The following is a 26,477-nucleotide window of genomic DNA, read 5'->3' as shown; positions in this document are numbered from 1 at the left end:
CATGCGAATCAGGCACGCCGCCGTCGCCGTGTTGGCGACCATGACCCTCGGGCTCGCCGGCTGCGGCGGATCCGGGGACAAACCGGCAAGCGACAGCGTCAGCGGCACGGTCACGCTGCAGACCTGGGCCCTGACCCCGAAGTTCACCGACTACCTCAACCAGCTGATCAGCGGGTTCGAGGCGAAATACCCGGGCACCAAGGTGCAGCTGCTCGACCAGCCGGGCGACGGCTACGCCGACAAGGTGCTCTCCCAGGCGGCGTCCAACACGCTCCCCGACGTGATCAACCTGCCGCCCGACTATGCGCTCCCGCTCGCCCGCCAGGGCCTGCTCAAGGACGTCAGCAAGGGCGCCGGGGTGGACCTCGACAGCACCTACGTCGCGGGCGGAATCGACGCCTACAAATACAGCGGCCTGGGCAGCGCGGTCTACGCCTACCCGTGGTACCTCAACACCGACCTCGACTACTGGAACACCAAGCAGTTCAAGGCGTGCGGGCTCGACCCGGCCAAACCACCGGCCACCACCGACGAGCTGTTCGCGCAGGCCGCGACCATGCACGCCAAGTGCCCCGACAACTTCCTGATGAGCCGCAAGCCGGATGCCACCGACTTCACCCGGGCCGGCATCCCGATCCTCAGCGACGACGGCAAGAAGTTCGTGTTCAACACCGACCAGGCGGCGGCGCTGGTCGACCGATACAAGGACGCCTTCCAGAAGGGCTACCTGCCGTCGAGCGTCCTCAACAGCGACTACCAGGGCAACTCGAAGCTGTTCACCCAGGGCAAGGTCGCCTGGAGCACCGGCGGCGCGACCGGCCTGGCCGACTTCCAGAAGGACAACCCGAGCCTCAAGGGCAACGTCGCGGTCACCAACGCCCTCGACACCCCGCCGCTGTACGTGCAGGGCGTCAGCGTCTCGGCCAAGAGCAAGCACCTGGCGACCGCCACCGCGCTGGCCGAGTGGGTCACCAACGCCGACAACCAGAACAAGTTCGGCCACCTGGTCAACATCTTCCCGTCGACCAGCGCGTCGGCCTCCGACCCGTACTTCGCCAAGGACGACGGCAGCGAGCTGGCGCACGCCCGGGTGCTCGCCTTCAACGAGCTGAAGACGGCGAAGTCGCTCGCGCCGTACGAGCTGAACCAGGACATGCAGACCATCCTCGACCAGCAGATCGCCCTGGCGCTGAAGGGTTCGGTGACCAGCCGGAAGGCGCTCGACGACGCGGTGGCCAAGCTCAACCAGATGCTGTCCCGGCAGAAGTGAGAGCACACCGCTGGTTCACTCCGTGGGTGCTGGTCGCCCCGGCGCTGGCCTGGCTCCTGCTCTTCAGCGTCTGGCCGTCGATCAACACGCTGCGGCTGTCGTTCACCGACGCGAGGCCGCTCGGCGGGAACGTGGACTGGGTCGGTGCCCGCAACTACACCGACCTGATCCACGACAGCCAGGTGTGGAGCGCGCTGCTCAACAGCGTGGTCTACATGGTCGTCTGCCTGCCGCTGCTGACCGTGCTGCCGCTCCTGCTGGCCGTGCTGGTCGAACGCAAACTGCCGGGCATCGCGTTCTTCCGCACCGCGTTCTACGTGCCGGTGATCGCGTCGGCGGTGGTGGTCGGCCTGATGTGGACCTGGCTGCTCGACGACCGCGGCCTGATCAACAACGTGGCCCGGTCGATGCACGTCCTGCAGCATCCGCTGCCCTTCCTGACCGACCGCTGGCTGGTCGTGCTCAGCGCGATCAGCCTCACGGTCTGGAAGGGCCTCGGGTACTACATGATCGTCTACCTGGCGGCCCTCGGGAACGTCCGCAAGGACCTGCACGAGGCGGCGGCGATGGACGGGGCCGGCCCGGTGCGCCGGTTCTTCTCGGTCACGGTTCCGGGCGTACGCGGAACGATGTTCCTGGTCGCGATCCTGGTCAGCGTGGCCGCCCTGCGGGTGTTCTCGGAACTGTTCATCCTCACCGGCGGCAAGGGCGGCCCGGGCGGCGAGGACTCCTCGCTGGTCATGCTGATCCAGCAGTACACCGGCGGATTCTTCGGCGACCTCGGCTACGGGTCGGCGCTGAGCGTGCTGCTGTTCGTGGTCACGCTCGTGCCGATGCTCGTGCTGGCCCGCCTCAACAACCGGGGTGAGCGATGAGCGGCGGGCGCCGTTTCACCGCGATCGGGACCGCCGGCCCGGGCGAGAAGGCGCTTCGCTACGCGCTGCTGATCCTCGTCCTGATCATCACGGTCGGGCCGTTCCTCTGGGAGCTGTCGACCTCACTCAAGGGCGCGGGCGAGGACATCTACACGACCACGCCGCAGCTGATCCCGCACCAGCCGACGCTCGGCAACTACGCCCGGGTCGCCGAGGCCGTGCCGGTCTGGCGCTACATCGGCAACTCGCTGATCGTGGCCGCGCTGACCGTCGGCGGCAACATCGTCTTCGCGACCCTGGCCGGCTACGCCATCGCCCGGCTGCGCTTCCGCGGCCGCCGGATCGTGCTCGGCCTCTTCCTGTCGACGCTGGTGCTGCCCGGCGAGGTCACGATCATCTCGCAGTTCGTGACCGTCCGGGACATCGGCCTGGCCGACTCGCTGCTCGGCGTGGCGCTGCCCGGCATGGTCGCCGCGCTCAACGTGCTGCTGCTCTACAACGCCTTCCGGATGCTGCCCGACGACATCGACCAGGCCGCGATCGTCGACGGGGCGAACGCGTGGCAGCGGCTGATCCGGGTCGCCCTGCCGGCCGTACGGGGCACCGTGGCCGTGGTCGCGATCTTCGCGTTCATCGGCGCGTGGGACGACTTCCTGTGGCCGCTGATCGTCATCACGACGCCCGAGAAGTACACCCTCACGGTGGGTCTGCAGTATCTCTCGGGCACGTTCGTGCAGGACCAGCGCATGATCGCGGCAGGCACCATGATCGCCTTCATCCCGATCGCGGTCATCTTCAGCGTGCTGCAGCGGTACTTCTTCAAAGGCGTCGAGGAGGGTGGAGTCAAAGGGTGAAATTCGGTGTCAACTACACCCCTTCCCACGGTTGGTTCCATTCCTGGCTGGACTTCTCCCCCGCCGACACCCGGCGCGACCTGACCGCGATCGCCGGGCTCGGCGTCGACCACATCCGCCTGATGCCGCTGTGGCCGCTCGTCCAGCCCAACCGCGGCGTGATCCGGCGCACGGCGCTCGACGACGTGGCCACGGTCGTCGACATCGCCGGCGACCTCGGCCTCGACGTCAATGTCGACGCGCTGCAGGGCCACCTCTCCAGCTTCGACTTCGTGCCGTCCTGGCTGGAGAGCTGGCACCGCCGCAACATGTTCACCGATCCGGCGGTCGTCGGCTCGCTCTGCGAATACGTGCGGAGGCTCGTGGCGGCCGTGGCCGACCGGCCCAACCTGCTCGGCATCACGCTCGGCAACGAGATCAACCAGTTCGCGGCCGCGCCGCACCCGTCGCCCCATCCGGTCACCCCCGACGGAGCCGCCGAGTGGCTGCGCCGGCTGACCGCGGCGGCCCGGTCCGAGGCGCCGGCCGGCGTGCTGCTCACGCACGCGATGTACGACGCCGCCTGGTACGACGACACCCAGCCGTTCGAGCCCCGGCACGCGGTCGACCACGGCGACGCGACGATCACGCACTCCTGGGTTTTCAATGGCGCCGCACAGGCGTACGGGGGCCTGAGCCGCGGCTCGACGCGGCACGCCGAATATCTCTGCCGCCTCGCCGCCGCCTGGCACACCGAGCCGGACCGCCCGGTCTGGTTGCAGGAAGTCGGCGCACCGACCAATGTCGTCGATGATGGTCCGCAATTTCTGGAAGAGACGCTCCGGCGGGTGGCCGCGGTCGACGGGCTCTACGGCGTCACCTGGTGGTGCTCGCACGACGTCGGCCGGGAGCTGCTCGACTTCCCCGAGCTGGAGTACGACCTCGGGCTGTTCACCAGCGACGGGCAGCTCAAGCCGACCGGCCGGCGGTTCGCCGAGATGATCACCCGGTTGAGGGGCGGCGAGGTGTCGATCGCCGACACCGTGCCGACACTGCCCCTCGACGACACTGTCTACGGCCACCGCGCCGCGGCCGGGCCTCGGAGAGAGTTCTACCGGGCCTGGCTCGACGCGGCCGGCGACGGCCCCGGACCACGGATCACGCTCGCCTCGCACAGCTGAAAGGGACCCCCGTGCACGACGACATCCCGCTCACCGTCGGACGCGCGACCCGCGTCCTCAACGAACGCATCCTGCCCGCGGTCCACCCCCTGTCAGCGCCCCTCGAGATAGCGGCTCACGCGTTGCCGGGCGAGCCGATCCCGCCCGCCGAGGGGCTCGCGCTCTCCTACGAGCCGTTCACGGCCGGGTCGTCGTGGGGGCCGGCGTGGGGCACGACGTGGTTCCGGCTGCGCGGCACGGTTCCGCCCTCGTGGGCGGGCAAGCACGTCGAGGTGCTGGTCGACCTCGGGTTCGACCGCAACATGCCGGGTTTCCAGGCCGAGGCGCTGGTCTATCGGCCGGACGGCAGCCCGGTGAAGTCGATCAACCCGCGCAACCAGTGGATCCCGGTCGACAGCCCCGAGGTCGAGCTCTATCTGGAGGCCGCGTCCAACCCGGTGCTGCTCGACTACCACCCGTTCCTGCCGACTCAGGAAGGCGACATCCAGACGTCGTCGCCCCGGCCGCTCTACCAGGTCCGCCGGATGGATCTCGCGGTGCTCGATCTCGTTACCTACGAGCTCGCCCTCGACATCGATGTGCTGCTGGAGATCCAGGCGACCCTGCCGGAGACCGCTCCTCGGCGGATGCGGATCCTGCAGGCGCTCGACGACGCGATGGACGTTCTCGACCTGCAGGACATCGCGGGCACGGCCGCCATCTCCCGCGACGTGCTCTCCGAGGTGCTGGCCTCACCGGCCGAGGCGAGCGCCCACCGCGTCTCGGCGATCGGCCACGCCCACATCGACTCGGCCTGGCTGTGGCCGATCCGCGAGACGATCCGCAAGGTGGCGCGCACGGCGTCGAGCATGACCTCGCTCATGGAGACGGAACCCGACTTCAAATACGCGATGTCCAGCGCCCAGCAGTACGCGTGGCTCAAAGAGCACCGCCCCGAGGTCTGGGAGCGCGTCGTCAAGGCGGTCGGCGAGGGCACGTTCATTCCGGTCGGCGGCATGTGGGTGGAGAGCGACACGGTCATGCCGACCGGCGAGGCGCTGGTGCGACAGTTCACGTACGGGCAGGGGTTCTTCCGCGACGAGCTGGGCGTGGAGTGCAAGGGGGTGTGGCTGCCGGACAGCTTCGGCTACTCCCCCGCGCTGCCCCAGCTGATGCGCCGGGCCGGGTTCGAGTGGTTCTTCACCCAGAAGATCTCGTGGAACCAGGTCAACAAGTTCCCCCACCACACCTTCCTGTGGGAGGGCATCGACGGGTCGCGCGTGTACACCCACTTCCCGCCGATGGACACCTACAACTCGCAGCTGTCCGGGGCCGAACTGGCCAAGGCCACCCGGCAGTTCCGGGAGTCACGGCTGGCGACGCGGTCGCTGGCACCGGTCGGCTTCGGCGACGGCGGAGGCGGCACCACGCGCGAGATGACCGGGCGGGCGCGGCGGCTGGCCGACTTCGAGGGCAGCCCGCGGGTGCGGTGGCAGCACCCCGACGAGTTCTTCGCCGACGCGGCGGCCGAACTGCCGCATCCACCGGTCTGGGTGGGCGAGCTCTATCTGGAACTGCACCGGGCCACACTGACCAGCCAGCACCGGACCAAGCAGGGCAACCGGCGCAGCGAGCACCTGCTCATCGAGGCCGAGTTGTGGGCGGCGACGGCGGCCGTGCGGGCAGGGGCGCCCTATCCGTACGACGAGCTGGACGCGCTGTGGAAAGAGACGTTGCTCCACCAGTTCCACGACATCCTGCCGGGCACGTCGATCGCGTGGGTGCACCGGGAGGCGGTCACCGCGTACGAGAAGATCCACGACCGGGCGGAAGCGGTCATCGCGACCGCGACCCAGGTCCTGGCCGGTGACGGCTCGGTTCCGATCGCCTTCAACCCGGCGCCGCTGGCCCGCCATGGCGTGCCCGGGCTCGCCGCCCGGCGTCACTCCGGGCCGGCTCTGATCACGCCGGAAGCCCGGGACGGCGGCTTCGTGCTGGCCAACGAACTCGTCTCGGTGACGATCTCGGCCGACGGGCTGATCACCTCGGCGATCGACTTGTCCACCGGGCGGGACGCGATCGCCGCCGGCCAACCGGCTAATCTGCTGCAGCTGCACCAAGACTTCCCCAACATGTGGGACGCGTGGGACGTCGACCGGTTCTATCGCAACCGGATCACCGATCTGCTCGACGCCGACTCGATCCGGGTCGAGGACGGCCGGGTCGTCGTCGAGCGCTCGTTCTCGAAATCCCGGGTGCGGCAGGCGATTTCGCTGGCCGCCGGCAGCCGCACGCTCCACATCGCCCAGGAAACGGACTGGCACGAGACCGAGAAGTTCCTGAAGGTGGCGTTCCCGTTCGACGTACGCGCCGAGCAGGTGGCGGCGGAGACCCAGTTCGGCTATCAGAAGCGGGTCACGCACACCAACACCAGCTGGGAGGCGGCCAAGTTCGAGGCGTCGATGCACCGGTTCGTGCACGTCGAGGAGCCGGGCTTCGGGGCGTCGCTGGTCACCGACTCGACCTACGGCTACGACCTGACCCGCGACTCCGACCCGGTCCAGGGGGTCACGACCACCGTGCGCCTGTCGCTGCTGCGGGCGCCCCGGTTCCCCGACCCGGACACCGACCAGGGCCGGCAGACGTGCGCCTACGGCCTGGTCATCGGCTCCTCGATCGCGGACGCGACCGCGGCCGGTCTCGACCTCAACCTGGCCGAGCGCGTGGTGACCGGCGACCACGGGTTCGAGCCCCTGGTCTCGGTCACCGGCGAGGGCATCCTGCTGTCGAGCGTCAAGCTGGCCGACGACCACGGCGGCGACATCATCGTCCGCCTCTACGAGTCCCTGGGCCGCCGCGCGGTCGGCACGCTGACCGCACACGTGCCGATCCGCGAGACCGTCACGGTGTCACTGCTGGAGAGGCCACTCGACGACGAGGTGGCCGTCACGGGCTCGGAGATCCCGCTGTCCCTGAGCCCGTTCGAGGTGCGAACACTACGCCTGAGCCGCTGAGACTCCCGGTGGCCGGCCTTTCGTCTCCAGGCCGGCCACCGTTCGCCCCGAGGCAACCACGGCTCGCTCCGATCGGCTGCCGCTCCTTCGCCGATGCCCCAACCTGCCGTGGCCGCGCGATCCTCACCAAGCAGCGCTGCTGCCCACCCCGAGCCACCGCGACCGTGCAGGCCATACCCGTTCCGCACCACGTCGAGCCTTCCCGCAGCCCTTCGGCCAGCCGGTAAACGACGAAGCTCCGGCCGGAGCTTCGCGTGTTTGGTTCACACGTCAGCGGTCGAGCCAGACGCCATATCGTTCCTGGACCATGGTGACCAGTTCAGGATCAACCTCCCTCATGGCCGCCGCCGGCGCGTCGTCGATCAGCTAGCGCAGATGCACATCGATTGCGTGGTCGAACGCGAACCTCTGCTCCCCCTCGCCCGCCATCGCCGCCCGGAGGAACTGGACAAATCGCTCGAGAAGGTCCCGGTCGAGCAGCACATGACCAAGCCGACCCTTGAACATCGGCCGCAGAGTGCCGGCCACGCCCGAGAACTTAGCGCCGGAAGTCTGCGACATCCTTTGATTTCACCGTCACGAATTCTCGGTTCGTAGGTGGCCGGCTTCAAAATACGCTTTCCGGTTTCCGGCCTAGGTTGCCGAGCTAGGCCGTGGCCAGGACGAGGCGGCCGTTCGCCGAGTGGTTCTCCAGGCGTTCGTGGGCGGTCGCCGCGGCGGCCAGGGGCAGCACCTCGATCTCGACGTCGGCCAGTCCGGCCGAGACGGCCTGTCGGGCCGCTTCGGCGGCCGGGGCCATCACGTCGGGGTGGGCCGGGAAGTAGCCGCCCGAGTTGAAGCCGGCCACCACCAGGTTGCCGTGCCAGATCGGGTTGCTCGGCAGGCGGTTGTCCCAGTCGCCGCTCGCGTTGCCGACCAGCAGCATGCGCCCGAACGGGGCCAGCCGGTCGAGGCTCCGGGTACGTACGTCGCCGCCGACCGGGTCGATGATGACGTCGAACTTCTCGTCGGGCAGCCGATTCGAGTCGACGACCAGGTCGTACGGGAGCCGGGTGGCCGCGGCCGACGCCGTACGCTCGCCGCGGACCGTGCCCACCACCCGGCCGGCGCCGAGGTTGCGGGCTATGCCGGGGAAAGCCGCCGCGAGCGCACCCAGGGCGCCGTGGATGAGGATGTTCTCGCCCGGCGCCATGCGGGCGACCCGGGTGAGCGCGACATGGGCCATGATCGCGTTGGGCAGGACGGCCACCGCGAGCGCGGGGTCGATGCCTTCCGCCGAGACGACCCGCTCCTGGGCGGCCGCATAGACCGTCGCGTAGCCGCCGGTCGCGTTGTTGGAGAGCGACACCACGTGCTCGCCGATCGAGAAGCCGGTGACTCCGTCGCCGAGCGCGCGCACCGTGCCCGCGACCTCGAGACCGGGCACGTACGGCGGCTGCGGCAGCCCCGCCCGTTCCCGGTAGAGGCCCTGGCGGATGTAGACGTCGACCAGCCCGACCGCGGCGTGGGTGACGTCGATCGCGATCTGGCCGGGGCCGGGTTCCGGATCCGGCAGGTCGGTCGGCGTGAGCACCTCGGGACCGCCGAAGCTGGTGAGTTGTATGGCCTTCACAGCGCCCTCCCTAGATAACGCACCTCGTGATGCGCTAACCATAGCGCATCACGACGTGCGTTATGCTCCGGGAATGCAGCGGGCACGGTCGGCGGACGACAAGGCACGGCGATCCGAGGCCCTGCTGGCCTCGGCCGAGGGCCTGGCTCAGGAGCTCGGCGGCGTCCGCTATGTGACGCTCGCCGCGGTCACCGAACGGGCCGGGCTGCATCGCACCGGGGTGCGGCGCTACTACGCGAGCAAAGAGGAACTGCTGCTCGAACTGGCCGAGCGCGGCTGGGGCCAGTGGCGCGACGCCGTCCTCGCCGAGGTCGGCGACCGCACCGGCCTGGCCCCGGCCGCCACCGCGGCGACGCTGAGCACCACCCTGACCGGGCTGCCGGTCTTCTGCGACCTGCTGACCCACGTGCCGCTGACGCTGGAGGGCGACGTCGCCCTCGAGCGGGCCCACCGCTACAAGACGAACGCGTTCGCCGCCCACGACGAGATCGTCGCGACGCTGGCCGCCGCGAGCACGATGACCCCGGTCCAGCTGCAGGATCTGATCGCGACCGCGCTGGCCCTGTCCGCCTACCTGTGGCAGCTGGCCCACCCCACGCCGACGCTGGCCGCGCTCTACGACCAGGTGCCGGAGTGGGGGCACGTCGCGCTCGACTTCGCCCCCCGCCTGCGCGACCTCCTCAAGGCCTCGGCAACCGGCCTCGCCGGCCCGTGAGGACTCGACGTCAGGCGGCCAGAAGCCGCGCGATCGCGGCGAACTCCCGGACGGTGACGAACGACGGGTTCGCCGCCTGAGGCTGCCGGAACACCTCCAGGCCGGTCAGCTCGTCGTCGGCCCGCAGCACCTCCCGCCGCAGCCGGGCCGGCTCGGGGAAGGACCACCAGATCGAGCGGCACCGACCAGCCGCCGTCCGCGTCCTCCCGCTCGGGCGGGCCGGCCAGCCGGCCGAGACTCCAGATCCCGTACGGGACGTCGCGCCGACGGCTGCCGCTGGCCCAGAACAGCACCGGCTGGCCCGCTCGCATGAGGTCCAGTCGGTAGCTCGGCTGCACGCACCACCGGGTCACCCGCGGTTCACCGGCGAACCGGCCCATCAGGTCGGCCCGATCCGCATTGCCCTTGATCAGCCAGGCGCCGAGACTGTCGGCGTGAACCCGTCGCACGGTCACGACCATACGGAACCGAAGGCCGCCCGTTTCTTTCGGCCCGACTTGACTGATCGCGACCGCATGACAGCATCGAGTAGCGGTCCGGAGTGGACCGTGCCGACCACGGGAGGAATCAGCATGGCCGTCTCCGTGAACCTCGACGCCGTCCTCGACCCCGAATATCAGTCCAGCTCCGTCACCGATCTCGTCAGCGCACCGGTCTCCGCCCTGTCCGGCATCGACGAGGCCGAGGCGGAGGGCCTCCGCCAGGCGTTCGGCATCGAGACCATCGGTGACCTCGCCGACAACACCTTCGTCCGCGCCGCCGTGGCCATCCGCGAGATGGCCAAGGTGGCCCAATAAGACAGGCCCGCTTCTCGTCCGTCAGTACGTGGGGACGGTGCGTAATCGGCAAGGATCGGTGATCATGAACGATCAAACCAGACGGGCCCCGCCGGGCGAGCTGACCGGCGGGCAGGTGGACGCGCTGCGGGCCCTGCTCGAGTCGGAGTTGCGGTCGGCGCTCGGCGCGGCCCGCGAGCGCGGCCACGCCCGGGCGGCGATCGACGCCACGATCGCCGACCGTGGCCGCCTGCTCGGCGAGTCGGTCCACGATCGTCAGGACCGGCTCGACCAGGGCGGAAAGGGCGGCGCCGTCGTGGAGCAGGGCTGATACCACCCTCGTCCGGCCTCGGCGACGACCGGGCGTCCGGGGAACGCCCGCGGCCGTCTGCGCGAGGGCTACGGGTACGGCGTGGCCTGGTCACCGGTCCCCGGGAAGTAGTGCTGTCCGTCAGTTCCTGGCGTGTCCGATGAGCAGTTTCTGCGCGACGACGAGATCCTGGCCTACGGCGAGCTGACCGAGGCGTCCGCGCGGGGCGTCCCGCCGCTGTCCGACGAGCCCGGGTCCGGTGTCCGGTGCGGCCATCCCCTGTTCTACGAGGTCTCCCCGGCCGACCTGCCGCCCCGCCTGCGCCGGCGAGCCGGTTCGGCCGGCCTGCGGTACGTGGGGGCGCTGTTCGCGTTCGACCTCGACCGGCCGCCCGCCGGCCGCCACTACACCGGGGCCCGCTTCAAGGTGACCCTCGCCGGAACCGGCCGCCGGGCGGTGCACCTGCCCGAAGACGCCGACGCGCTCGGTCTCGTCGACGTCGGCGACGCGATCGAGCCGTCCTCCCCGGTCGCCGCCCGCACTGTCGCCGCGGCGCGGGGCCGGGCGGGCTGGCTGCGCCGGCTGTTCGGGCGGCCCGGCGCGCCGCGGGCGTGGACGACCGGCCTGCAGACCCCGGTGTTCAGCTGGGCGTACGAGGAGCCGCGCGCCCGCACGTACGCGGTGCACGCCGTGCTCGAGATCCCGTCCGCCGCGACCGAGGTCACCGGCACCCTGTCGGCCCAGGTGGAGACGGCCGGGCCGGGCGGGCGGCGGAGCGCCGTACTCTCCGAAGCGATCCCGTTCGCGGAAAGCCTGACCCCGGCCGAGGCCACCGCCGGGGCCGCGGTGCGGCTCTGCGTGGCGGCCGACGTGGTCAGCTACAGCCGGCGGTCCAATCTCGAAACCGAGATCCTCCAGCGGGATCTGGTCGAGGTGCTCGGCCGGGCCCGGCGCGCGGCCGGGATCGCCGACCGCGCGGTGCGTCCGCAGCCGCAGGGCGACGGCCAGTTCACCGTGCTGCCGGTCGGCATCGACGAGTCGAAGGTCATCCCCGGCCTGCTGCACGAGCTGGGCGCGCGGCTGGTCGAGCGCGACACCGGGATGCCGGCCGACGAGCGGATGCGGCTGCGGGTCGCCCTGCACCGGGGCCTGGTGAAGGAGGGCGACAACGGCTGGGTCGGCACCTCGGCGATCGCGGTGCACCGGATCCTCGACAGCGCGCCGCTGCGCGCGGCGGTCAAGGAGAACCCGGCCGCCTGCTACGTCCTCGGCCTGCCGGACGTGCTCTACCGCGACGTCATCGAGCACGCCGTGGAACCGCCGCGGGCCGGCGACTTCCACGAGATGGTCGTCGACCTGCCGGAGAAGCAGTTCGTCGAGCGCGGCTGGTTCTACGTCGGCCCGGGGGCTAGGTAGCTAGTCCCGGGCCCCGACGGGTAGCCGGATCAGGTGTCTCGCTCACCCAGAATGGACAGCGCGGTCGAGGTGATCCGGGCCAGCCGGTCGCGATCGACGAGCGCGCCGGTGACCCCGCCCAGTGGGTCGGCGTCGCGGTGCGGCACCTGGTCGAACGCGCTGGTGACCGAGCCGCCGAACACGGTGCGGATCACCTCGGCGACCACCTCCTCGGCCGCCTCGCCCCGGCGGATCCGGTCACCGATCACCAGTACGGCGTTGTGGGCCAGCCGGTGCAGCTCGCCGTCGATCCGCCGGTCGGGATCGCCCAGGTCGAGCGGGGCCACCGGTTCGCCGTAGACGTCGGTGGCCGCCGCGACCACCGGCGTCTGCTTGGCCCCGAGCGGGCGCTCGACGAACGACTCGTACCACTCCGGGCGCGTCCGCATGGCCGCGAGCACCCGCACGATGTCACGCTCCACGGCGGCCGGATCGCTGCCCCACCAGTCGCCGGTCGTCGCGCCGCGTTCCTGGGCCCACGCGTCGAGCGGCCACAACTCGCAGCCCGCGGTGCCGGCCACCCCGACCCAGACCAGGATGTTGACCGCCAGCGCGCCCAGCCAGCGGTCGTGGCCGAGCTCGCCGGCCAGCCAGCCGGGAAGCCGCGGCCGCTGCAGGGCGCCTCGGCTGCCGCGCCGCCGGCGGTACGCGTTGACGGTCGCCGCCCCGACCCGCGACGACACCCACGCCTCGACGTTGAGGATCGGCTTGTGGGCGTGGGTGAGCAGGTCGTCGACCACGCCTTCGACGTCGTCGTGGAAGCGGTCCAGGCACTCGTCGAGCAGGTTGGCCACCCCGGCCGCGCAGCCGTGGTGCCCGCGCTGCCGTTCGAAGCGCCGTGTCACCTGGCTGTAGACGATCGGCCAGACCAGCGTGTACGCCGCGCCGACCAGCGCGGTGCGATCGGGCCGGCCCTCGGCCGCGGCGTCGGACAGCCGCCCGGCCGCGGCCAGCTCGCGCAGCCGGTCGACCGCCCGCTCGGGGGTTAGCGGCCGGATCGTGTCCGAAGACGATCGCTTCTGGCGGGTCGTGTAGATCGTGCCCGCGTTGCCGCCGCTGAGCACCCGCCGGTGGGCTCGAATGTCGGTAGTCGTCACCGAGCGCTCCTTTCGCGATCGCATCCTGTCGGTGGTTGAAGCTTGCAGGAGACACGATGAGTCCGCGAGAGATCACGCTGAGCTGAGGACGTTCGGAGCCCGATACCGTACGAGGGGTCGCCGGGCCGGGTCGATCGGGCGCACCATTCCGGCAATGTCCGGAACGGACCGTCATCCGGACATCTGAACCCCGTAGTGGGCGAGTCCGGGCGGCACCCGGCCGGCCGCCGCGTCCGCGGCCAGCCGTAACGCTCCGTCAACCGGCGGCCCGGCGGCCGGCCGCACCGCGAAGCCGGGGTCGAGCCGCTCGACCAGTTCGGCGCGGAAGTCGGCGTGGTGGTCGGGCAGTCCACCGACGACGGTCAGGGCCACCCGCCCGGCCAGCCCCCTCGGCCGGGCCGCGAGGGCCGTGTCGGCCAGGTGCCGGCCGGCCTCGGCGCGGATCTCCAACGCGGCCGGGTCGCCGGACCGCGCGGCGTCGAGCACGGCCGGGGCGAAACCGGCCAGGACAGCCGCCCGGTCGGTGCGGCCGTTCAGCTCACGGATCAGGGCCGCCGGCTCGCCGTACGCCGAAAGAAGCCGCCGGAGCAGCACGGGTGAGCCACCGCGGCGCCCGTCGGACGCGCGCAGCGCGGCGACCATCCCGGCGCGGCCGAGCCAGGCCCCGCCACCCAGATCGCCGAGAATATCGCCCCGGCCGTCCGCGCGCCGCCATTCGCCGGCCAGATCGCCACCGAACGCGACCGCGCCGGTGCCGACCGACAGGGTCACGCCGGGCGAGCCGGCGAGGGCTCCGAAGAACGCGGTGACCATGTCGGACGCGACGACCACAATGGCCGGTCCGCACACCGCCCGCAGGGCCGCCGGGAGGTGGACGCGCAGTTCGTCGCCGAGGTCGGCGGCGCCGGCGCAGCCGAGCGCGACCGCGCGCACCCGGTGTTCGCCCCCGGCCTCATCTCCGGCCTCATCTCTGGCCAGCAGCTCGGCGGCGATCGCGGCCGCCGCGGGAACAACGCCGTCGAGGCCGCCGGCTCCCCGCCGCAGGCCGGTCGCGTGACCGGCCCGGGCGATCGGAACCGGCTCACCGGACGCCGGCGCGAGCGCGGCCCGCAGGCCGGTGCCACCCACATCAATGCCGAGCACGACCTCCACAGGGCCACCAATCGATAGGATCCCAGCGTGATCGAGTCCATTCTGCCGGTCGGCACGGTCGCGGTCGACACGTTCATCGATCCGCCGGGCGCCACCCTGTTCCCCGAGGAGGCGGCGCTCGTGGCCAAGGCGGTGGAGAAACGCCGGCTGGAGTTCACGACCGCCCGCTGGTGCGCGCGCCGGGCGATGGCCGAGCTCGGCCGGCCGCCCGCGCCGGTGCTGCGCGGCGAGCGCGGCCAGCCCCGGTGGCCGGCCGGCCTGGTCGGCAGCATGACCCATTGCGCGGGCTATCGCGGCGCGGTCCTGGCCCCGCGCGAATCGTTCACCACCATCGGCATCGACGCCGAGCCCAACGAGCCGCTGCCCGACGGCGTGTTCGAGACGGTCACCCGGCCCGGCGAACGCCCGCACATCGACGAGCTGCTGCGCGAGCATCCGGCGGTGCGCTGGGACCGGCTGCTGTTCAGCGCCAAGGAGTCGATCTACAAGTCGTGGTTCCCGCTGACCTCGCGGTGGCTCGGCTTCGAGGAGGCCGAGCTGGACATCGACCCGTCGGCGGGCACGTTCAGCGCCCGCATCCTGGCCACCGGCGGCCCCACCGGCTTCGACGGCCGGTGGATGGCCGGCGAGGGCCTGATCCTCACCGCGATCGCGGTGCCGGCCGGCTGACCCTCAGCTTCCGGCGGCGCCGTCGAGGATCTTGCGGACCGGCTGCGGCTCACCACCGCGCCGGCCCCACTCGCGCGGATAGCCGAGCGACACCTCCTCGAACGGCACCCCGTCATAGACCGTGCTGCGCGGGATGTGCAGATGCCCGTAGACCGCGGCCACGGCCCGGAAGCGCACGTGCCAATCGGCTGTCCGCTCGCTGCCGCACCACTGCGCGAACTCGGGAAAATAGAGAACCTCGGTCGGCTGCCGCACCAACGGCCAATGACTGACCAGGACGGTGGGCACGCTTATCGCTTCGAGGCGGCTTTCCGTGTACGCGATACGCGCCCCGCACCACGACTCCCGATCCGGATAGGGGTCGGGGTGCAGAAGCATCTCGTCGGTGCAGACCACGCCCGCCGCGTACGCCTTCTCGAGCGACTCCTTCTTGGTGTGCGTGCCGGGCGCGCGGAACGTGTAGTCGTACAGCTGGAAGAGCGGCGCGACCGCGACCGGGCCGTCCGGGCCCGCCCAGATCGGGTAGTCGTCCTCCGGGGTGTCGACGTCGTTGTCCCGGCACATCCGCACCAGCTCGCGGTAGCGCTGCTCGCCCCGCGACTGGATCGGGTCACGCGGGTGGGTCCACAGCTCGTGGTTGCCGGGCGCCCAGATCACCCGGGCGAAGCGTTCCCGCAGCCCGCGCAGGGTCCGCTCGATGTCGCCGAAGATCTCGCCGACATCCCCCGCCACGATCAGCCAGTCGCCGTCGGACCCCGGCTCGATCCGGTCGGCGATGCGCCGGTTTTCCTCGTAGGACACGTGCAGGTCGCTGACCGCGAGCAGAGAAGCCGTCACGTGGGTCGATGATGCCACGCGGGCCGGCCGCTCCAGTGGGCCACCAGGTCTCCCCCGGCGGCCCGGTGGGACTTCAGGTGGTCGAGCCAGCTCGGCCCGAGCTCGGTCAGCTCGACCGTGTTGCCGTCCGGGTCGCGGACCGCGGTGATGCGCGACGACTCCCCGAACGCGACCGGCGGATAGAGCGGCTCGATCCCGTTGCCGCTCAGCCACGCGACGAGACGGTCCATCTCGAACACCATGAGCGCGATCTTCACCGCGCCGGCGCCGAGCGCCTCGCCCGGGTAGTCGGCCTCGGGATGGATGGCGAAGTGGACGTCGCCGAGCTCGCAGGCCCAGTGCAGCTCGGTGTCGTCGTGCTGTTCCTCGACCAGCGGCACCCCGAGGAGGTCGCGATAGAAGGCGACCAGCCGGGCCGGCTCGGCCGACACCAGGATGATCCCGGACAGGAAACGCAGCCCTTCCGGCCGCCCCGCAGCGTCATCGGACACGGTTCGCAGCCTACCGCTTTCGCCGCACGCTAGCGGCGGTCGCCCGCCCGCCGGAGCTGGGCCGGCGTGCTGCCGGTCGCCTCGCGGAACGCCTTGCCGAACGCGGACGCCGAGCGGTAGCCGACGGCTCCGGCGATGTCGGCGAGGCCCCGGTCGGTGCCGGTCAGCAGGTCGGCCGCGATCGTCATGCGGGTGCGGCCGAGGAACTCGGCGACGCCCATGCCGGTGGCGGCCGAGAAATGGCGTACGAGCGTGGCCCGCGAGACCCCGGCGATGCGCGCCAGCCCCGAGATCGTCCAGTGGTGGCCGGGCTCGCTCGCGACGGCGTCGACGACCGCCCGCAGGCCGGGATCGGTCACCGCGGTCCAGGGCGGGACGGGATCGCTCGCCGCCCCGCGCAGGGCGAGCGCGAGCAGCGCCTCGCAGAGCGACGCCAGCAGCGCACCGGCGCCCGGGCCGTCGAGGTCGGCCTCGCTGCGCATGAGCTCGCCGAGCAGGCGCGGCGGGGAGCCCTCCCCGACGCCGAGGGACGCGTGCACGATGTCGGGCAGGCCGCCGAAGAGCAGCTCACCGGCGCCGGGCTGATAGGTGTAGTGGCCGCAGAACAGGTCGATGACCGGCTCGTCGTCGCCGCGCTCGGTCGCGATCGAGCCGCCGACGTGGCGTACGAACGGGCTGGGCGGGCCGTCGGCCACGACCCGCACGCGGTGGCCACAGCCACGCGGCAGAACCAGGACGTCGCCGGGGCGGAGCTCGAGCGTGCGGCCGCGGACCTCGGCCACGCAGTGGCCGGACAGCAGAAGGTGGAAGGGAACCCGGCGTGGCCGGCACGGCGGGTTGTCGAGAACGTGGGCGCCGGCGAGCAGGCAGCGGACATCGACCGCCCCCTCCGGGCGGGCCACGCGGATGAGTTTGCTGATCGCGTCCATGAGCCGATCTCGACGATACTTGATTCTCAGCCGTCTTGTCGGATCATCCCTCGTCACGCAGCCTGGATGACATGGACGCTATGCACGCGGATCTTCTGGTGATCGGCTTCGGGAAGGGCGGCAAGACACTCGCGGCGGCCCTCGGCCGTCAGGGCAAGCGGGTCGTCATGGTCGAGCAGTCCGAGCTGATGTACGGCGGCACCTGCATCAACATCGGCTGCGTGCCGACCAAGGCGCTGATCCACCGCGCGTCGGGCCGGCCGGACGACGCTGATCCGCGGGAGTGGTTCGCCGACTCCGTGGCGTGGACGGCCAACCTGACCTCGTTCCTGCGCGGCAACAACTTCCGCATGCTCGACTCGCTCGACTCGGTCACCGTGGTGACCGGCACCGCGGCCTTCCTCGACGAGAAGCGGGTCGAGGTGACCGCGGGCGACGGCCGGCTGGAGATCACGGCCGACACGATCGTCATCAACACCGGCGCGGTCAACGCGATCCCCGACATTCCCGGGCTGCGCGAGAGCACGCGCCTGCTCACCGGCACCGACCTGATCGTCTCGCCCGACCTGCCGAAGCGGGTCGCCGTCATCGGCGGCGGCTATCAGGGCATCGAGTTCGCGGCGATGCTGGCCCGCTACGACGTGCGGACGACCGTGCTCGAAAAGGGAAGCCGGATCCTTTCCCGGGAGGACGACGACGTCGCGGCCGAGGCGACCACGATCCTCCAGGACGAAGGCGTCACGTTCCTCACCGGCGCGCACATCACGTCGGTCTCCGACGGCACCGTCCACTTTGTTGTCGACGGCGTCGCGCAGACGCTCGAGGTGGACGCGGTGCTGTCGGCGGCCGGGCGGGTGCCGAACACCGCCGGTCTGCGGCTCTCCGAGGCCGGTGTGCGCACGACATCGCACGGCGCGGTCGAGGTGGACGAACACCTGCGGTCGAGCCGGCCGCACATCTTCGCGATCGGCGACGTCAACGGCGGCCCGCAGTTCACCTACATCTCGCTCGACGACTACCGGATCGTGCTCGACCAGATCACGGGCTCGGGCCGGCGTTCCACCTCGGACCGGGTCGCGGTGCCGTACACGCTGTTCATGACCCCGCCGCTGGCCCGGGTCGGCCTGACCGAGGCCGAGGCCCGGGCGATCGGCCGGCCGGTCAAGGTGGCGGCCAAGTCCGTCGCGGCAACCGCGGCGATGCCCCGCGCCCGCATCGTCGACGAGGTGCGCGGCCTGATGAAGTTCGTCATCGACGCCTCGACCGACGAGATCCTGGGCGCGGCGCTGCTCAGCGTCGACTCCCAGGAACTCATCAACACGGTCGCGCTGGCCATGCATACCGGCACGACGGCGACCACCCTGCGCGACGCGATCTATACCCACCCGAGCACTACCGAGGGCTTCAACGAGGTGCTGGCGACGATCGTGCGGTGACCAGGCGCCCCTCGGACATGGTGGTAGACGCTGGAAGCCGGCGCGAGCCCGCACACCCCGATATCGTCACGGCACCTCGTCAGGCGGGGACGGGAATGGTCTGCCACTGCTCGGAGCCGAAGACCTCGTAGCGGATGCGGTGCTCGGGGACGCCCCGGCGGTGCAGGCCGGCCCGGACGGCCTGCATGAACGGCACCGGGCCACAGAGGTAGACCTCGGCGTCCGGGTGGAGCGGGATCGCATCCGGGTCGATGCGGCCCCGTTCGGAGCCCTCGTGGGAGCCGGGCTGCTCGTACCAGACCTGGTGGCGGAAAGTGCGCAGGCGGGCGCCGCCGGCGAGCACGTCGGCGCGCAGCGGGTGCGGCCAGGTCGCCGACCGTGATCGGGTCGAGCGCGGCGAAGAACGCCTCCTGCGCCATCCGGAGCGCGCCGCGCAGGCGGCAGCCCCGGTTGAGTGGGCAGGAGGCCTCGCCCTCGCACTCGACCACCTCGGTCGCGCCCTCGAGATCGCGTACCACGGCGCCGATCGAGGCGTCGCGGGCGGTCGGGATGAGGCGTACGCCGCCGTTGCGGCACCGGACGGTCTCCAGAAAGCCCAGGTGGTGCAGCCGCTGGACCACCTTGGCGAGGTGGTGGCGGGGAACGGAGTCTTGTTTATGGGAAGGGTCACTACGGACACAAATGGTGGGACGCACGGCCATAAAATCCATTTCCATCGATGGAAAGTGGTCTGATGTCAGCATGCGCCTCTCCCGCTCGGCCGTAGCGGCAGGTGTCCTCGCCGCCACCGTGATCCTCGTCCCCACGGGCCCGGCGAAAGCCGCCACCGCCGCCGTCATCGACGGCAACGCCCGCTTCCAGGTCCTCACTCCCACCCTCATCCGCACCGAGTACGCCGGCGACGGCGTGTTCAACGACGCCACCACGTACAACGCGATCAACCGGTCGTTCGCCCCGCCCGCCTACACGACCGACGTGACGAGCGACGGTTACCGCGAGATCAAGACCAGCGCGCTGACCCTGCGCTACAAGCAGAACAGCGGCCCGTTCACCGCCGCCAACCTGTCGGTCGTCGTCGGCTCGACCGGCGCGACCGCGCACCCCCGCTTCCCCTCCTATTGCGCGGCGTCGACCGCCTGCGAGGCCGAGAACGCGCTGCTCACCGGCAGTGCCTCGACCGGCTACGACCACACCGGCTTCACCGGCAACGGGTTCGCGGCCGGGTTCGAGAGCACCGGCAGCGGCGTCCAGTACGACGTCGACGTGCCGGCCGCCGGCTCCTGGCAGCTCGCGATCCGCTACGCCAACGCGGTCGGCAGCGACAACCAGAGCGCGACCCGCGCCCTGACCGCGCACGTCAACGGAACCGCCGGACCCAAGTTCAGTCTGCCGCCCACCGGGTCCTGGGACACCTGGTCGACGGCGAGCGTCACCGTCAACCTGCGGGCGGGCGTCAACACGGTCGCGGTCAACCAGGACTCGGCCAGCGAAGGAAGGGTCAACGTCGACAGTCTGGCCGTGGTGAAGAGCGGATATCCCGCCGCCGCGACGGATCTGCTGACCACCGGCTACGGCGCCGGGCCGAACAGTCAGCTCGGCGGCTGGTACCGCTCGCTCGACAACCTGCCCGGCGGGCTGCCGCAGAGCCTGCACCCGGGCGTCCTCAACCGGGGCGGCTGGTATCTGCTCGACGACACCCGTACGGCGCTGCTTCCGTTGAAGGACCGGCCGAGCCACGGCGCCCAGCCCTATCAGGACGGTTACTTCTTCGGGTACGGCCAGGACTACAAGCAGGCGCTCAACGACCTCAATCAGCTCGCCGGCGGCATCGATCTGCTACCGCAGTCGGCGTACGGCGTCTGGTTCTCCCGCTTCTACGGCTACAGCACCGCCGACTACCAGAACACGCTGCTGCCCGCCTTCCGCAACAACTTCACGCCGATCGACTGGCTGGTCGTCGACACCGACTGGAAGAAGCCGGTCGAGTGGGACGGCTGGAACTGGAACACCGACCTGTTCCCCGATCCGCAGGGCTTCCTGAACTGGACCAGGCAGATGGGCCTGGACGTCAGCATGAACGTCCACCCCGAGATCGACCAGACCGACCCGAAGTTCGCGGGCGCCAACGCGGCGGCCGGCGGCCTGCCCGTGCAGTCGGACGGCCACACGCACTACTTCGACTGGGCCAACCCGGCCCACCTCGCCGCCTATCAGGGCCTGCACCAGCCGTTCGAGCAGCAGGGCGTCCGCGCGTGGTGGCTCGACTACTGCGGCGGCTGCGGCGCGTCGATCTCGTCCGACCCGCACATCGGCGCCGACAACCTCATCAACCAGGCCTACGCCGACCACGACCGGGCCCGCGGCCTGCGCGGCTTCGCGTTCAGCCGGATCGGCGGCACCGAGCACGGCACCGGCGACAGCACCAGCTTCGCCTCCGGCCCGTGGTCGGAGCGGCGTAACTCGCTGGCGTTCACCGGCGACACCTACTCCACTTGGGACACTCTCGCGTACGAGGTTCGCTATACGGCGGGAGAGGCGGCGGCCGGGCTTTCCAACGTCAGCCACGACATCGGTGGCTTCCACGGCGGCCACCTCGACGATGCCATGTACGCCCGGTGGGTGCAGTTCGCGACGTTCCAGCCGGTCGACCGGCTGCACTCGGACCACGGCGACCGGCTGCCCTGGGACTATCCGGGGGCGGCGCAGGCGAGCGCCGAGAAGTTCCTGCGGCTGCGCGAGGCCTTGGTTCCCTACACGTACACGATGGCGCACGAGGCGAATCAGACCGGCCTGCCGATCGTGCGGCCGATGTACCTCGACTATCCGGGCCAGGAGGCGGCCTATTCGGCCACCGGCGAATACATGTACGGCGACGACCTGCTGGTCGCCCCGATCACCAGCGCCGGCAACTCGGCCTCGGTGTGGGTGCCGCCGGGCACGTGGAACGACTACTTCACCGGCGCCTCCTTCACCGGTCCGTCGACCGTCACGATGACGGCGCCGCTCGACCGGATGCCGGTGCTCGTCAAGGCGGGCGGCCTCGTGCCCACCCGCACCGACTACGTCCACAATCAAAAACAGAGTGTCGGGGATCAGCTCACCGTGAACGTCGCGGCCGGTGCCAACGGCACCTTCTCCCTGTACGCCGACGCGGGTGAGGGAAACAGCGGGTCCACGACGACTCCACTGTCCTGGAGCGACAGTGCGAGGACCTTCACCGTGGGGGCCACCACCGGCACGTTCCCGGGGGCTCCGGCGTCCCGGGCGTACACCCTGCGCGTGAGCGGCAGTGCCGCGCCGACCGCCGTGTCCGTCGATGGGGTGCAGGTCCCGGAGACGGCCTGGGCCTACAACAAGGACAGCCGGACGGTCACCGTGACCACGGCGAAGCTGGCGTCCGGTTCGGCCCACACCGTCGCGCTCGGCGGCACCGCCACCGACAATCCGACGGCCGGCGAGGCCATCGGAGTCGGCGGGCTCTGCCTGGACGTCCGTGGCGGGACCGCGGCCGACGGCCAGCCGGTGCAGGTGTACGGCTGTAACCACAGCACGGCCCAGCAGGTGTCCTACGCGGCCGACAACACCGTGCACGTGCTCGGCCGCTGCCTCACCGCCGGCGGCACCGCCAACCACGCGCTGGTGACGACCAACTCGTGCACCGCCGGCGCCGCCCAGTTGTGGACCCGCCGGGCCGACGGCACGCTCCTCAACCCCGCCTCCGGTCGCTGCCTGGACGTGCCCGACTCCAACACCACGCCGGGCGCCGCGCAGCTCCAGATCTACGACTGCGTCCACACCGACGGCCAGCTCTGGCGGCTGCCGCCGGGACCGGTCAGCGGGCCGGGTGGGCTGTGCGCCGACATCGCGGGGGCCGACCCGTCATCGCTGACCGCGGTCCAGCTCTACGGCTGCAACAACAGCGACGCGCAGCGTTTCTCGACCCCGGGCGACGGCACTCTGCGGGTTTTCGGCAAGTGTCTGGACGTCGCCAACGCCGGCACGGCCAACGGAATCCCGGTGCAGTTGTTCGACTGCAACGGGACCGGCTCGCAGGTGTGGACCAGCCGGGCCGACGGCACGCTCCAGAACCCGCAGTCCGGTCGCTGCCTCGACGATCCCGGCAACAGGCAGCAGGCCGGCGACGCCCTGGAGATCTACGACTGCAATACGAGTGCGGCCCAGCGGTTCCGTCTGGGCTGACCGGCTACCAGGCCACGACTCCCTCCGTGGTCGGCTGCAACGTGCCGAGCTGGAGGGAGCTCATGGTGATGCGGCTGTCCTCGGGCGCCGGGAAGCCGTCCAGGTCGGCGACCACACCGTCGGCCGACGAGACGAGGCTGCCCCGGATGGTGTTGCCGGTCGGGCAGTCGGAGTCGGCGATGTCGCAGGCCTGCCATTTGATGCCCTCGAAGGCGCCCGCGCCGGGCCGCAGCGTGATGTCGATGGCCGGGCCCGGTTCGCTGACCGACTTGGTCGGCACGTCGACCCGCTCGTCGGCCGCGTTGTAGAGGCGCAAGAAGGCGCGGCCGTCGACCCGGCACGACGTGTGCGACTTGTTGACGACGTTGACCAGCCCGCGCTGGGTGCCGATCACGGTCGTGTCGTCGTTCTGGGCCGAGATCGCGACCCCGATGTCGCCGTTGCCGCACAGCCGCACCTTGGTCGCCGGAGACGCCGTGACCGTCACGCCGCCGCCGTCCCCGGCCGGTTTCGGGGCCGAGCTGGTCCTCCGCGAAGTCACCAGGCCGGGCGACGGGCCGATGCTGGGCGAGGTGACGGCATCCGACGAGGCGCTCGCGATCGGCCCGGGAGCGCCGACCGCCGCCGGGAGGCTCCGTTCCGGTTCCGGTGACCCGGTCGCCGGCAGCAGGTCGCGGACCGGGGTGAACGCGAACAGCGCCACCGCGACGCCGACCACGGCGACGGCCGTCAGCGCCGGCGCCGTGCGCCGCCAACGCCGCGAGGTGGTCCGCGTGGCCGTACCCGCCTCGGGCGCGCCTCCCGCCGGGCCGCCCCACGCCGCGGCCGGATCCCTGTGCGAGCCGCTCGCCGCAGCGCCTTGGCCAACCGAGGCGGCCGCGGCGGCCCGCTGTTGCTGGGCGGCCCGGGTCGCGAGTGTCTGCGCCGCCGGGTCGGGCGCGCCGGTCGCGACCAGGCGGTCGAGCAGGTCGGCCGCGGTGGGCCGCCGGACCGGGTCCTTGTCGAGGGACGCCGCGACCAGCTCGCGCAGCGGCTCGGGCAGGCCGGCCAGGTTGGGCGGCTGGGTGAGGATACGGGCGGCCGTCGCGACCGGCGAGTCGGCGTTGAACGGGGTGCGGCCGGTGCCCGCGTATGCCACCACCACGCCCCACGCGAACACGTCGGCCGCCGGGCCGAGCGCGCGGTCGGTCGCGGTGTCGAAGCGCTCGGGCGCCATGTAGGCCACGGTGCCGACCATCTGGTCGGTCGCGGTGTGCTGGCTGGTCGCCTCGAACGCCCGGGCGATCCCGAAGTCGATCACCTTGGGGGTGCCGAGCGCGAACAGCACGTTGTGGGGCTTGAGGTCGCGGTGGATGACGCCGGCGCCGTGGATCGCGGCCAAAGCGGTCGCCACCCCGACCGCCACACTGTGCAGGCTGCCGCCGGTCAGCGGCCCCTGCTCTCGGACCACCTCGGCCAGGCTGGGGCCGTCGACGTACTCGGTGACCAGGTAGGGGGTCTCGTGGTCGGCGTCGGCGTCGATGACCTCGGCCGTGCAGAACGGCGGGACCTGCCGGGCCCGGTTGACCTCGCTGCGGAAGCGGCCGCGGAACTCACGGTCGTACGCCAGCTCGGCCTTGATGACCTTGACGGCCACCGGCCGTCCCTCGTCGCTCCGGCCGAGATAGACCGTGCCCATGCCGCCCTGCCCGAGGCGCGCCTCCAGGCGGTATCGCCCGAGCCGACGCGGGTCGGTCGGCCGCAGTTGCCCCCTCATGGATGCTGCCCCCGGATACGCTCGGTCACGATCGCGCCCGAACGATACTACTCAATCTTTAACTTTCGGGCGCGACTAGCCGGTCGTCGGGAATCACGGCGACACCCAGGATCTCGATCATCGCCTCGGGTTGCCAGAGCGCGGTGCACCCAATTCCCGCCATAGCCGGATAGACCGGGCCGGCGAGCTCGCGCCAGGCCCGCCCGATTTCCCGGCCGTGTGCCTGATAGTCGGGAATGTCAGTTAGATAAATCGTGATGCTGACCAGGTCGCCGGGCTCGCCGCCAACCTCACGAAGAGTAGTCAGAACATTGCCGAACGCCTGCCGGAACTGCTCGACGATGCCGCCCGGAACGATCTTCATGTCCGGCGTCAGCGCGGTCTGGCCGCCGAGATGCAGCGTGTTGCCGATCAAGGTGCCGTGCGAATAGCCGCTGGGCTTCGCCAGCGAACCCGGGTTGACGGCGACCGGAGTCATCAGGAGCCTCCTATTGACGTCTCGTGACGGTCGTGAGAAAAACAACATACACGCAGCCTCGACGATGAGGAGCCGACGATGGACGCACCCGAACCGGTCATCCCCGTGGTGACCCGCGGCGGCCAGGAGCCCGACAGCGCCGGGCAGTCCGGCGGCGCGACCCGCATCTCCGGCGTCAGCATCCAGCACACCCCGGCCACCCGGCTGTGGTTCGGCAAGGTGAGCAACGAACCCGGCTTCCGCTCGGTCCCCCACCACCACGGCGAGGCCGAGACCGGCGGCTACGTGCTCTCCGGCCGCGCCCGCATCTACTTCGGCGACAAGTTCGACGACTACATCGACATGTCCGAGGGGGACTGGGTCTTCGTGCCGCCACACATGCCCCACGTCGAGTGCAACCTCGACCGCAACCGCCCGCTGACCTGGATGACCACGCGCACGCCGGACAACATCGTGGTCAACCTCGACGACGTGCCGGACAACTCGCTGCGCGACTGGCTGGAGCGCCCGTGACCACGTCGGCCATCTTGACGGCGGCGCTGCGGCTGACCCCGTGCGAGCCCGAGCACGCCGACCTCGCCTTCACCGCCACGACACAGGACTGCCCGTGGCCCAAGGCGTACGGCGGCGATCTCGTCGCGCAAGCGACGGCAGCGGCCATGCGGTCGGTCAATGACGGCAAGACCCTGCACTCCACCCACTCCTACTTCCTGCGGCCCGCCGACATCGGCGCCGAGCTGCGCTACGAGGTCGAGGTGCTGCGCGACGGCCGCGGCTATTCGACCCGGGGTGTCCGCGGCTACCAGCACGGCAAGACGGTCTACGCCTCGCTGTCCAACTTCACCTCGGGCGGAGAGAGTGGCACCTACGAGGCCGCGTTCCCGGCCGGTCTGCCCGGCCCCGAGACGCTGCCGAGTTCGGCCGACTACCTGGCCGACCGCAAGGGCGGCACGATGACCGACGAGTCCAAGGCCTACTGGTCGCTCGGCCGCGGCTTCGACATGCGCCACGTGCCCGGCCCGGTCTATCTGGAGGTCGAGGGCGGCTCCGCGCCGCACCAGGCGGTCTGGGTCAAGCCGTTCGACCCGCTGCGGCCGGTCGACGGCCTGACCGACGAGCAGCGCGACCTCGCGGCGCTGGCCTACGTCTGCGACTACACCATCCTCGAGCCCGTCCTGCGCACGCTCGATCTGCCGTGGGCCCGGCCCGGGCTGGTCACCGCCAGCCTCGACCACTCGATGTGGTTCCACCGGCCACCCCGGCCGGGCGAGGCCGACGGCTGGCTGCTCTATCTGCAGGAGGCGGGCGCCGCGGGCGCCGGCCGCGGCCTCGGTACGGGCCGCTTCTTCACCCCCGATCGCCACCACCTCGCCACCGTCGCGCAGGAAGGAATGATCCGCGCGTCGTAAGTG

Annotated in this window: 23 protein-coding genes and 2 pseudogenes; 14 read left to right on the top strand and 11 right to left on the bottom strand. The window is 71.1% G+C overall.

What is annotated here, in order from left to right; genetic code table 11:
* The first annotated feature begins 1 nt into the window (after position 1).
* From AB0M88_RS00370 to AB0M88_RS00350, 5 genes are read left to right on the top strand one after another with little or no spacing between them, the layout of a single operon-like run.
* Positions 2 to 1,270, top strand: a complete 1,269-nt coding sequence (locus AB0M88_RS00370) for an extracellular solute-binding protein (RefSeq protein ID WP_364093204.1) — start codon at positions 2 to 4, stop codon at positions 1,268 to 1,270.
* Entirely contained in the window at positions 1,267 to 2,145 is an 879-nt protein-coding gene (locus AB0M88_RS00365) for a sugar ABC transporter permease (protein WP_364093201.1), read from the top strand. Before AB0M88_RS00370 ends, AB0M88_RS00365 begins: the two co-directional genes overlap by 4 nt.
* Complete coding sequence (locus AB0M88_RS00360) at positions 2,142 to 2,999, top strand: carbohydrate ABC transporter permease (protein WP_364093198.1); 858 nt, start codon at positions 2,142 to 2,144, stop codon at positions 2,997 to 2,999. Before AB0M88_RS00365 ends, AB0M88_RS00360 begins: the two co-directional genes overlap by 4 nt.
* Positions 2,996 to 4,159: a glycosyl hydrolase gene (locus AB0M88_RS00355; RefSeq protein WP_364093195.1), complete on the top strand. Its 1,164-nt coding sequence runs from the start codon at positions 2,996 to 2,998 to the stop codon at positions 4,157 to 4,159. Before AB0M88_RS00360 ends, AB0M88_RS00355 begins: the two co-directional genes overlap by 4 nt.
* An 11-nt stretch (positions 4,160 to 4,170) precedes the next feature.
* Complete coding sequence (locus tag AB0M88_RS00350; protein WP_364093192.1) at positions 4,171 to 7,152, top strand: glycoside hydrolase family 38 C-terminal domain-containing protein; 2,982 nt, start codon at positions 4,171 to 4,173, stop codon at positions 7,150 to 7,152.
* Positions 7,153 to 7,518: 366 nt separating this feature from the next.
* Here the strand turns inward: AB0M88_RS00350 and AB0M88_RS00345 are convergent, their stop codons facing one another.
* Entirely contained in the window at positions 7,519 to 7,713 is a 195-nt protein-coding gene (locus AB0M88_RS00345; RefSeq protein ID WP_364093189.1) for a hypothetical protein, read from the bottom strand.
* Positions 7,714 to 7,798: 85 nt separating this feature from the next.
* Positions 7,799 to 8,764, bottom strand: coding sequence for a zinc-binding dehydrogenase (locus AB0M88_RS00340; RefSeq protein ID WP_364093186.1), 966 nt, complete (start codon positions 8,762 to 8,764; stop codon positions 7,799 to 7,801).
* A gap of 73 nt (positions 8,765 to 8,837) precedes the next feature.
* Between AB0M88_RS00340 and AB0M88_RS00335 the strand changes: the two genes are divergently transcribed.
* The 4 genes from AB0M88_RS00335 to AB0M88_RS00320 all read left to right on the top strand — a co-directional run bounded on the left by AB0M88_RS00335 (position 8,838) and on the right by AB0M88_RS00320 (position 11,981).
* Complete coding sequence (locus tag AB0M88_RS00335; RefSeq protein WP_364093184.1) at positions 8,838 to 9,479, top strand: TetR family transcriptional regulator; 642 nt, start codon at positions 8,838 to 8,840, stop codon at positions 9,477 to 9,479.
* 572 nt (positions 9,480 to 10,051) lie between these two features.
* A complete protein-coding gene (locus AB0M88_RS00330; RefSeq protein WP_364093181.1) occupies positions 10,052 to 10,276 on the top strand; it encodes a hypothetical protein in 225 nt (74 codons plus the stop codon).
* Between the two features lie 64 nt (positions 10,277 to 10,340).
* Positions 10,341 to 10,586, top strand: coding sequence for a hypothetical protein (locus AB0M88_RS00325; RefSeq protein ID WP_364093179.1), 246 nt, complete (start codon positions 10,341 to 10,343; stop codon positions 10,584 to 10,586).
* Between the two features lie 132 nt (positions 10,587 to 10,718).
* Entirely contained in the window at positions 10,719 to 11,981 is a 1,263-nt protein-coding gene (locus tag AB0M88_RS00320; protein ID WP_364093176.1) for a hypothetical protein, read from the top strand.
* 29 nt (positions 11,982 to 12,010) lie between these two features.
* Here AB0M88_RS00320 and AB0M88_RS00315 read toward each other — a convergent pair whose 3' ends face one another.
* Both AB0M88_RS00315 and AB0M88_RS00310 read right to left on the bottom strand, forming a co-directional pair.
* Positions 12,011 to 13,117 carry a hypothetical protein gene (locus AB0M88_RS00315; protein ID WP_364093173.1) on the bottom strand — a complete coding sequence of 369 codons (1,107 nt, stop codon included), beginning with the start codon at positions 13,115 to 13,117 and terminating at the stop codon, positions 12,011 to 12,013.
* Between the two features lie 171 nt (positions 13,118 to 13,288).
* Positions 13,289 to 14,269, bottom strand: a complete 981-nt coding sequence (locus AB0M88_RS00310; RefSeq protein WP_364093170.1) for a BadF/BadG/BcrA/BcrD ATPase family protein — start codon at positions 14,267 to 14,269, stop codon at positions 13,289 to 13,291.
* Between the two features lie 27 nt (positions 14,270 to 14,296).
* Between AB0M88_RS00310 and AB0M88_RS00305 the strand changes: the two genes are divergently transcribed.
* Positions 14,297 to 14,938, top strand: coding sequence for a 4'-phosphopantetheinyl transferase superfamily protein (locus AB0M88_RS00305; RefSeq protein WP_364093167.1), 642 nt, complete (start codon positions 14,297 to 14,299; stop codon positions 14,936 to 14,938).
* Between the two features lie 3 nt (positions 14,939 to 14,941).
* Here the strand turns inward: AB0M88_RS00305 and AB0M88_RS00300 are convergent, their stop codons facing one another.
* Genes AB0M88_RS00300 through AB0M88_RS00290 form a run of 3 tightly spaced genes read right to left on the bottom strand, consistent with a single transcriptional unit; the run spans position 14,942 to position 17,195 of the window.
* Positions 14,942 to 15,775, bottom strand: coding sequence for a metallophosphoesterase (locus AB0M88_RS00300; RefSeq protein WP_364093164.1), 834 nt, complete (start codon positions 15,773 to 15,775; stop codon positions 14,942 to 14,944).
* Entirely contained in the window at positions 15,772 to 16,266 is a 495-nt protein-coding gene (locus tag AB0M88_RS00295; RefSeq protein WP_364093161.1) for a VOC family protein, read from the bottom strand. Before AB0M88_RS00295 ends, AB0M88_RS00300 begins: the two co-directional genes overlap by 4 nt.
* A gap of 29 nt (positions 16,267 to 16,295) precedes the next feature.
* On the bottom strand, positions 16,296 to 17,195 hold the full coding sequence (locus AB0M88_RS00290; RefSeq protein ID WP_364093158.1) for an AraC family transcriptional regulator: 900 nt from the start codon (positions 17,193 to 17,195) through the stop codon (positions 16,296 to 16,298).
* 71 nt (positions 17,196 to 17,266) lie between these two features.
* On the opposite strand from AB0M88_RS00290, the gene AB0M88_RS00285 reads away from it, so the two are divergent.
* Entirely contained in the window at positions 17,267 to 18,631 is a 1,365-nt protein-coding gene (locus AB0M88_RS00285) for an FAD-dependent oxidoreductase (RefSeq protein WP_364093155.1), read from the top strand.
* Between the two features lie 79 nt (positions 18,632 to 18,710).
* Here AB0M88_RS00285 and AB0M88_RS00280 read toward each other — a convergent pair.
* Positions 18,711 to 18,890 (bottom strand): annotated as a pseudogene (locus AB0M88_RS00280) (hemin transporter); the annotation flags it as partial.
* 160 nt (positions 18,891 to 19,050) lie between these two features.
* Positions 19,051 to 19,332: pseudogene (locus AB0M88_RS00275) on the bottom strand (Rrf2 family transcriptional regulator); the annotation flags it as partial.
* Between the two features lie 40 nt (positions 19,333 to 19,372).
* On the opposite strand from AB0M88_RS00275, the gene AB0M88_RS00270 reads away from it, so the two are divergent.
* A complete protein-coding gene (locus tag AB0M88_RS00270) occupies positions 19,373 to 22,831 on the top strand; it encodes a ricin-type beta-trefoil lectin domain protein (RefSeq protein WP_364093152.1) in 3,459 nt (1,152 codons plus the stop codon).
* 4 nt (positions 22,832 to 22,835) lie between these two features.
* Here AB0M88_RS00270 and AB0M88_RS00265 read toward each other — a convergent pair whose 3' ends face one another.
* Both AB0M88_RS00265 and AB0M88_RS00260 read right to left on the bottom strand, forming a co-directional pair.
* Positions 22,836 to 24,587: a protein kinase gene (locus tag AB0M88_RS00265; RefSeq protein WP_364093149.1), complete on the bottom strand. Its 1,752-nt coding sequence runs from the start codon at positions 24,585 to 24,587 to the stop codon at positions 22,836 to 22,838.
* 58 nt (positions 24,588 to 24,645) lie between these two features.
* On the bottom strand, positions 24,646 to 25,065 hold the full coding sequence (locus tag AB0M88_RS00260; RefSeq protein WP_364093146.1) for a RidA family protein: 420 nt from the start codon (positions 25,063 to 25,065) through the stop codon (positions 24,646 to 24,648).
* A 78-nt stretch (positions 25,066 to 25,143) separates the two neighbouring features.
* Between AB0M88_RS00260 and AB0M88_RS00255 the strand changes: the two genes are divergently transcribed.
* Positions 25,144 to 25,578 (top strand): cupin domain-containing protein, encoded by a 435-nt coding sequence (locus AB0M88_RS00255; protein ID WP_364093143.1) that lies wholly within the window; start codon positions 25,144 to 25,146, stop codon positions 25,576 to 25,578.
* The gene (locus AB0M88_RS00250) at positions 25,575 to 26,474 is read left to right on the top strand and encodes an acyl-CoA thioesterase domain-containing protein (RefSeq protein ID WP_364093141.1); all 900 of its coding nucleotides are present in this window, start codon (positions 25,575 to 25,577) and stop codon (positions 26,472 to 26,474) included. The genes AB0M88_RS00255 and AB0M88_RS00250 overlap by 4 nt, the downstream gene beginning before the upstream one ends.
* Positions 26,475 to 26,477: the final 3 nt, after the last annotated feature.

The sequence above is a fragment of the Actinoplanes sp. NPDC051411 genome (assembly GCF_040682075.1).
Taxonomy (GTDB): domain Bacteria; phylum Actinomycetota; class Actinomycetes; order Mycobacteriales; family Micromonosporaceae; genus Actinoplanes.
Note: the sequence above shows the minus strand (reverse complement) of the source record. Positions and strands in the feature narration are given on the sequence as shown.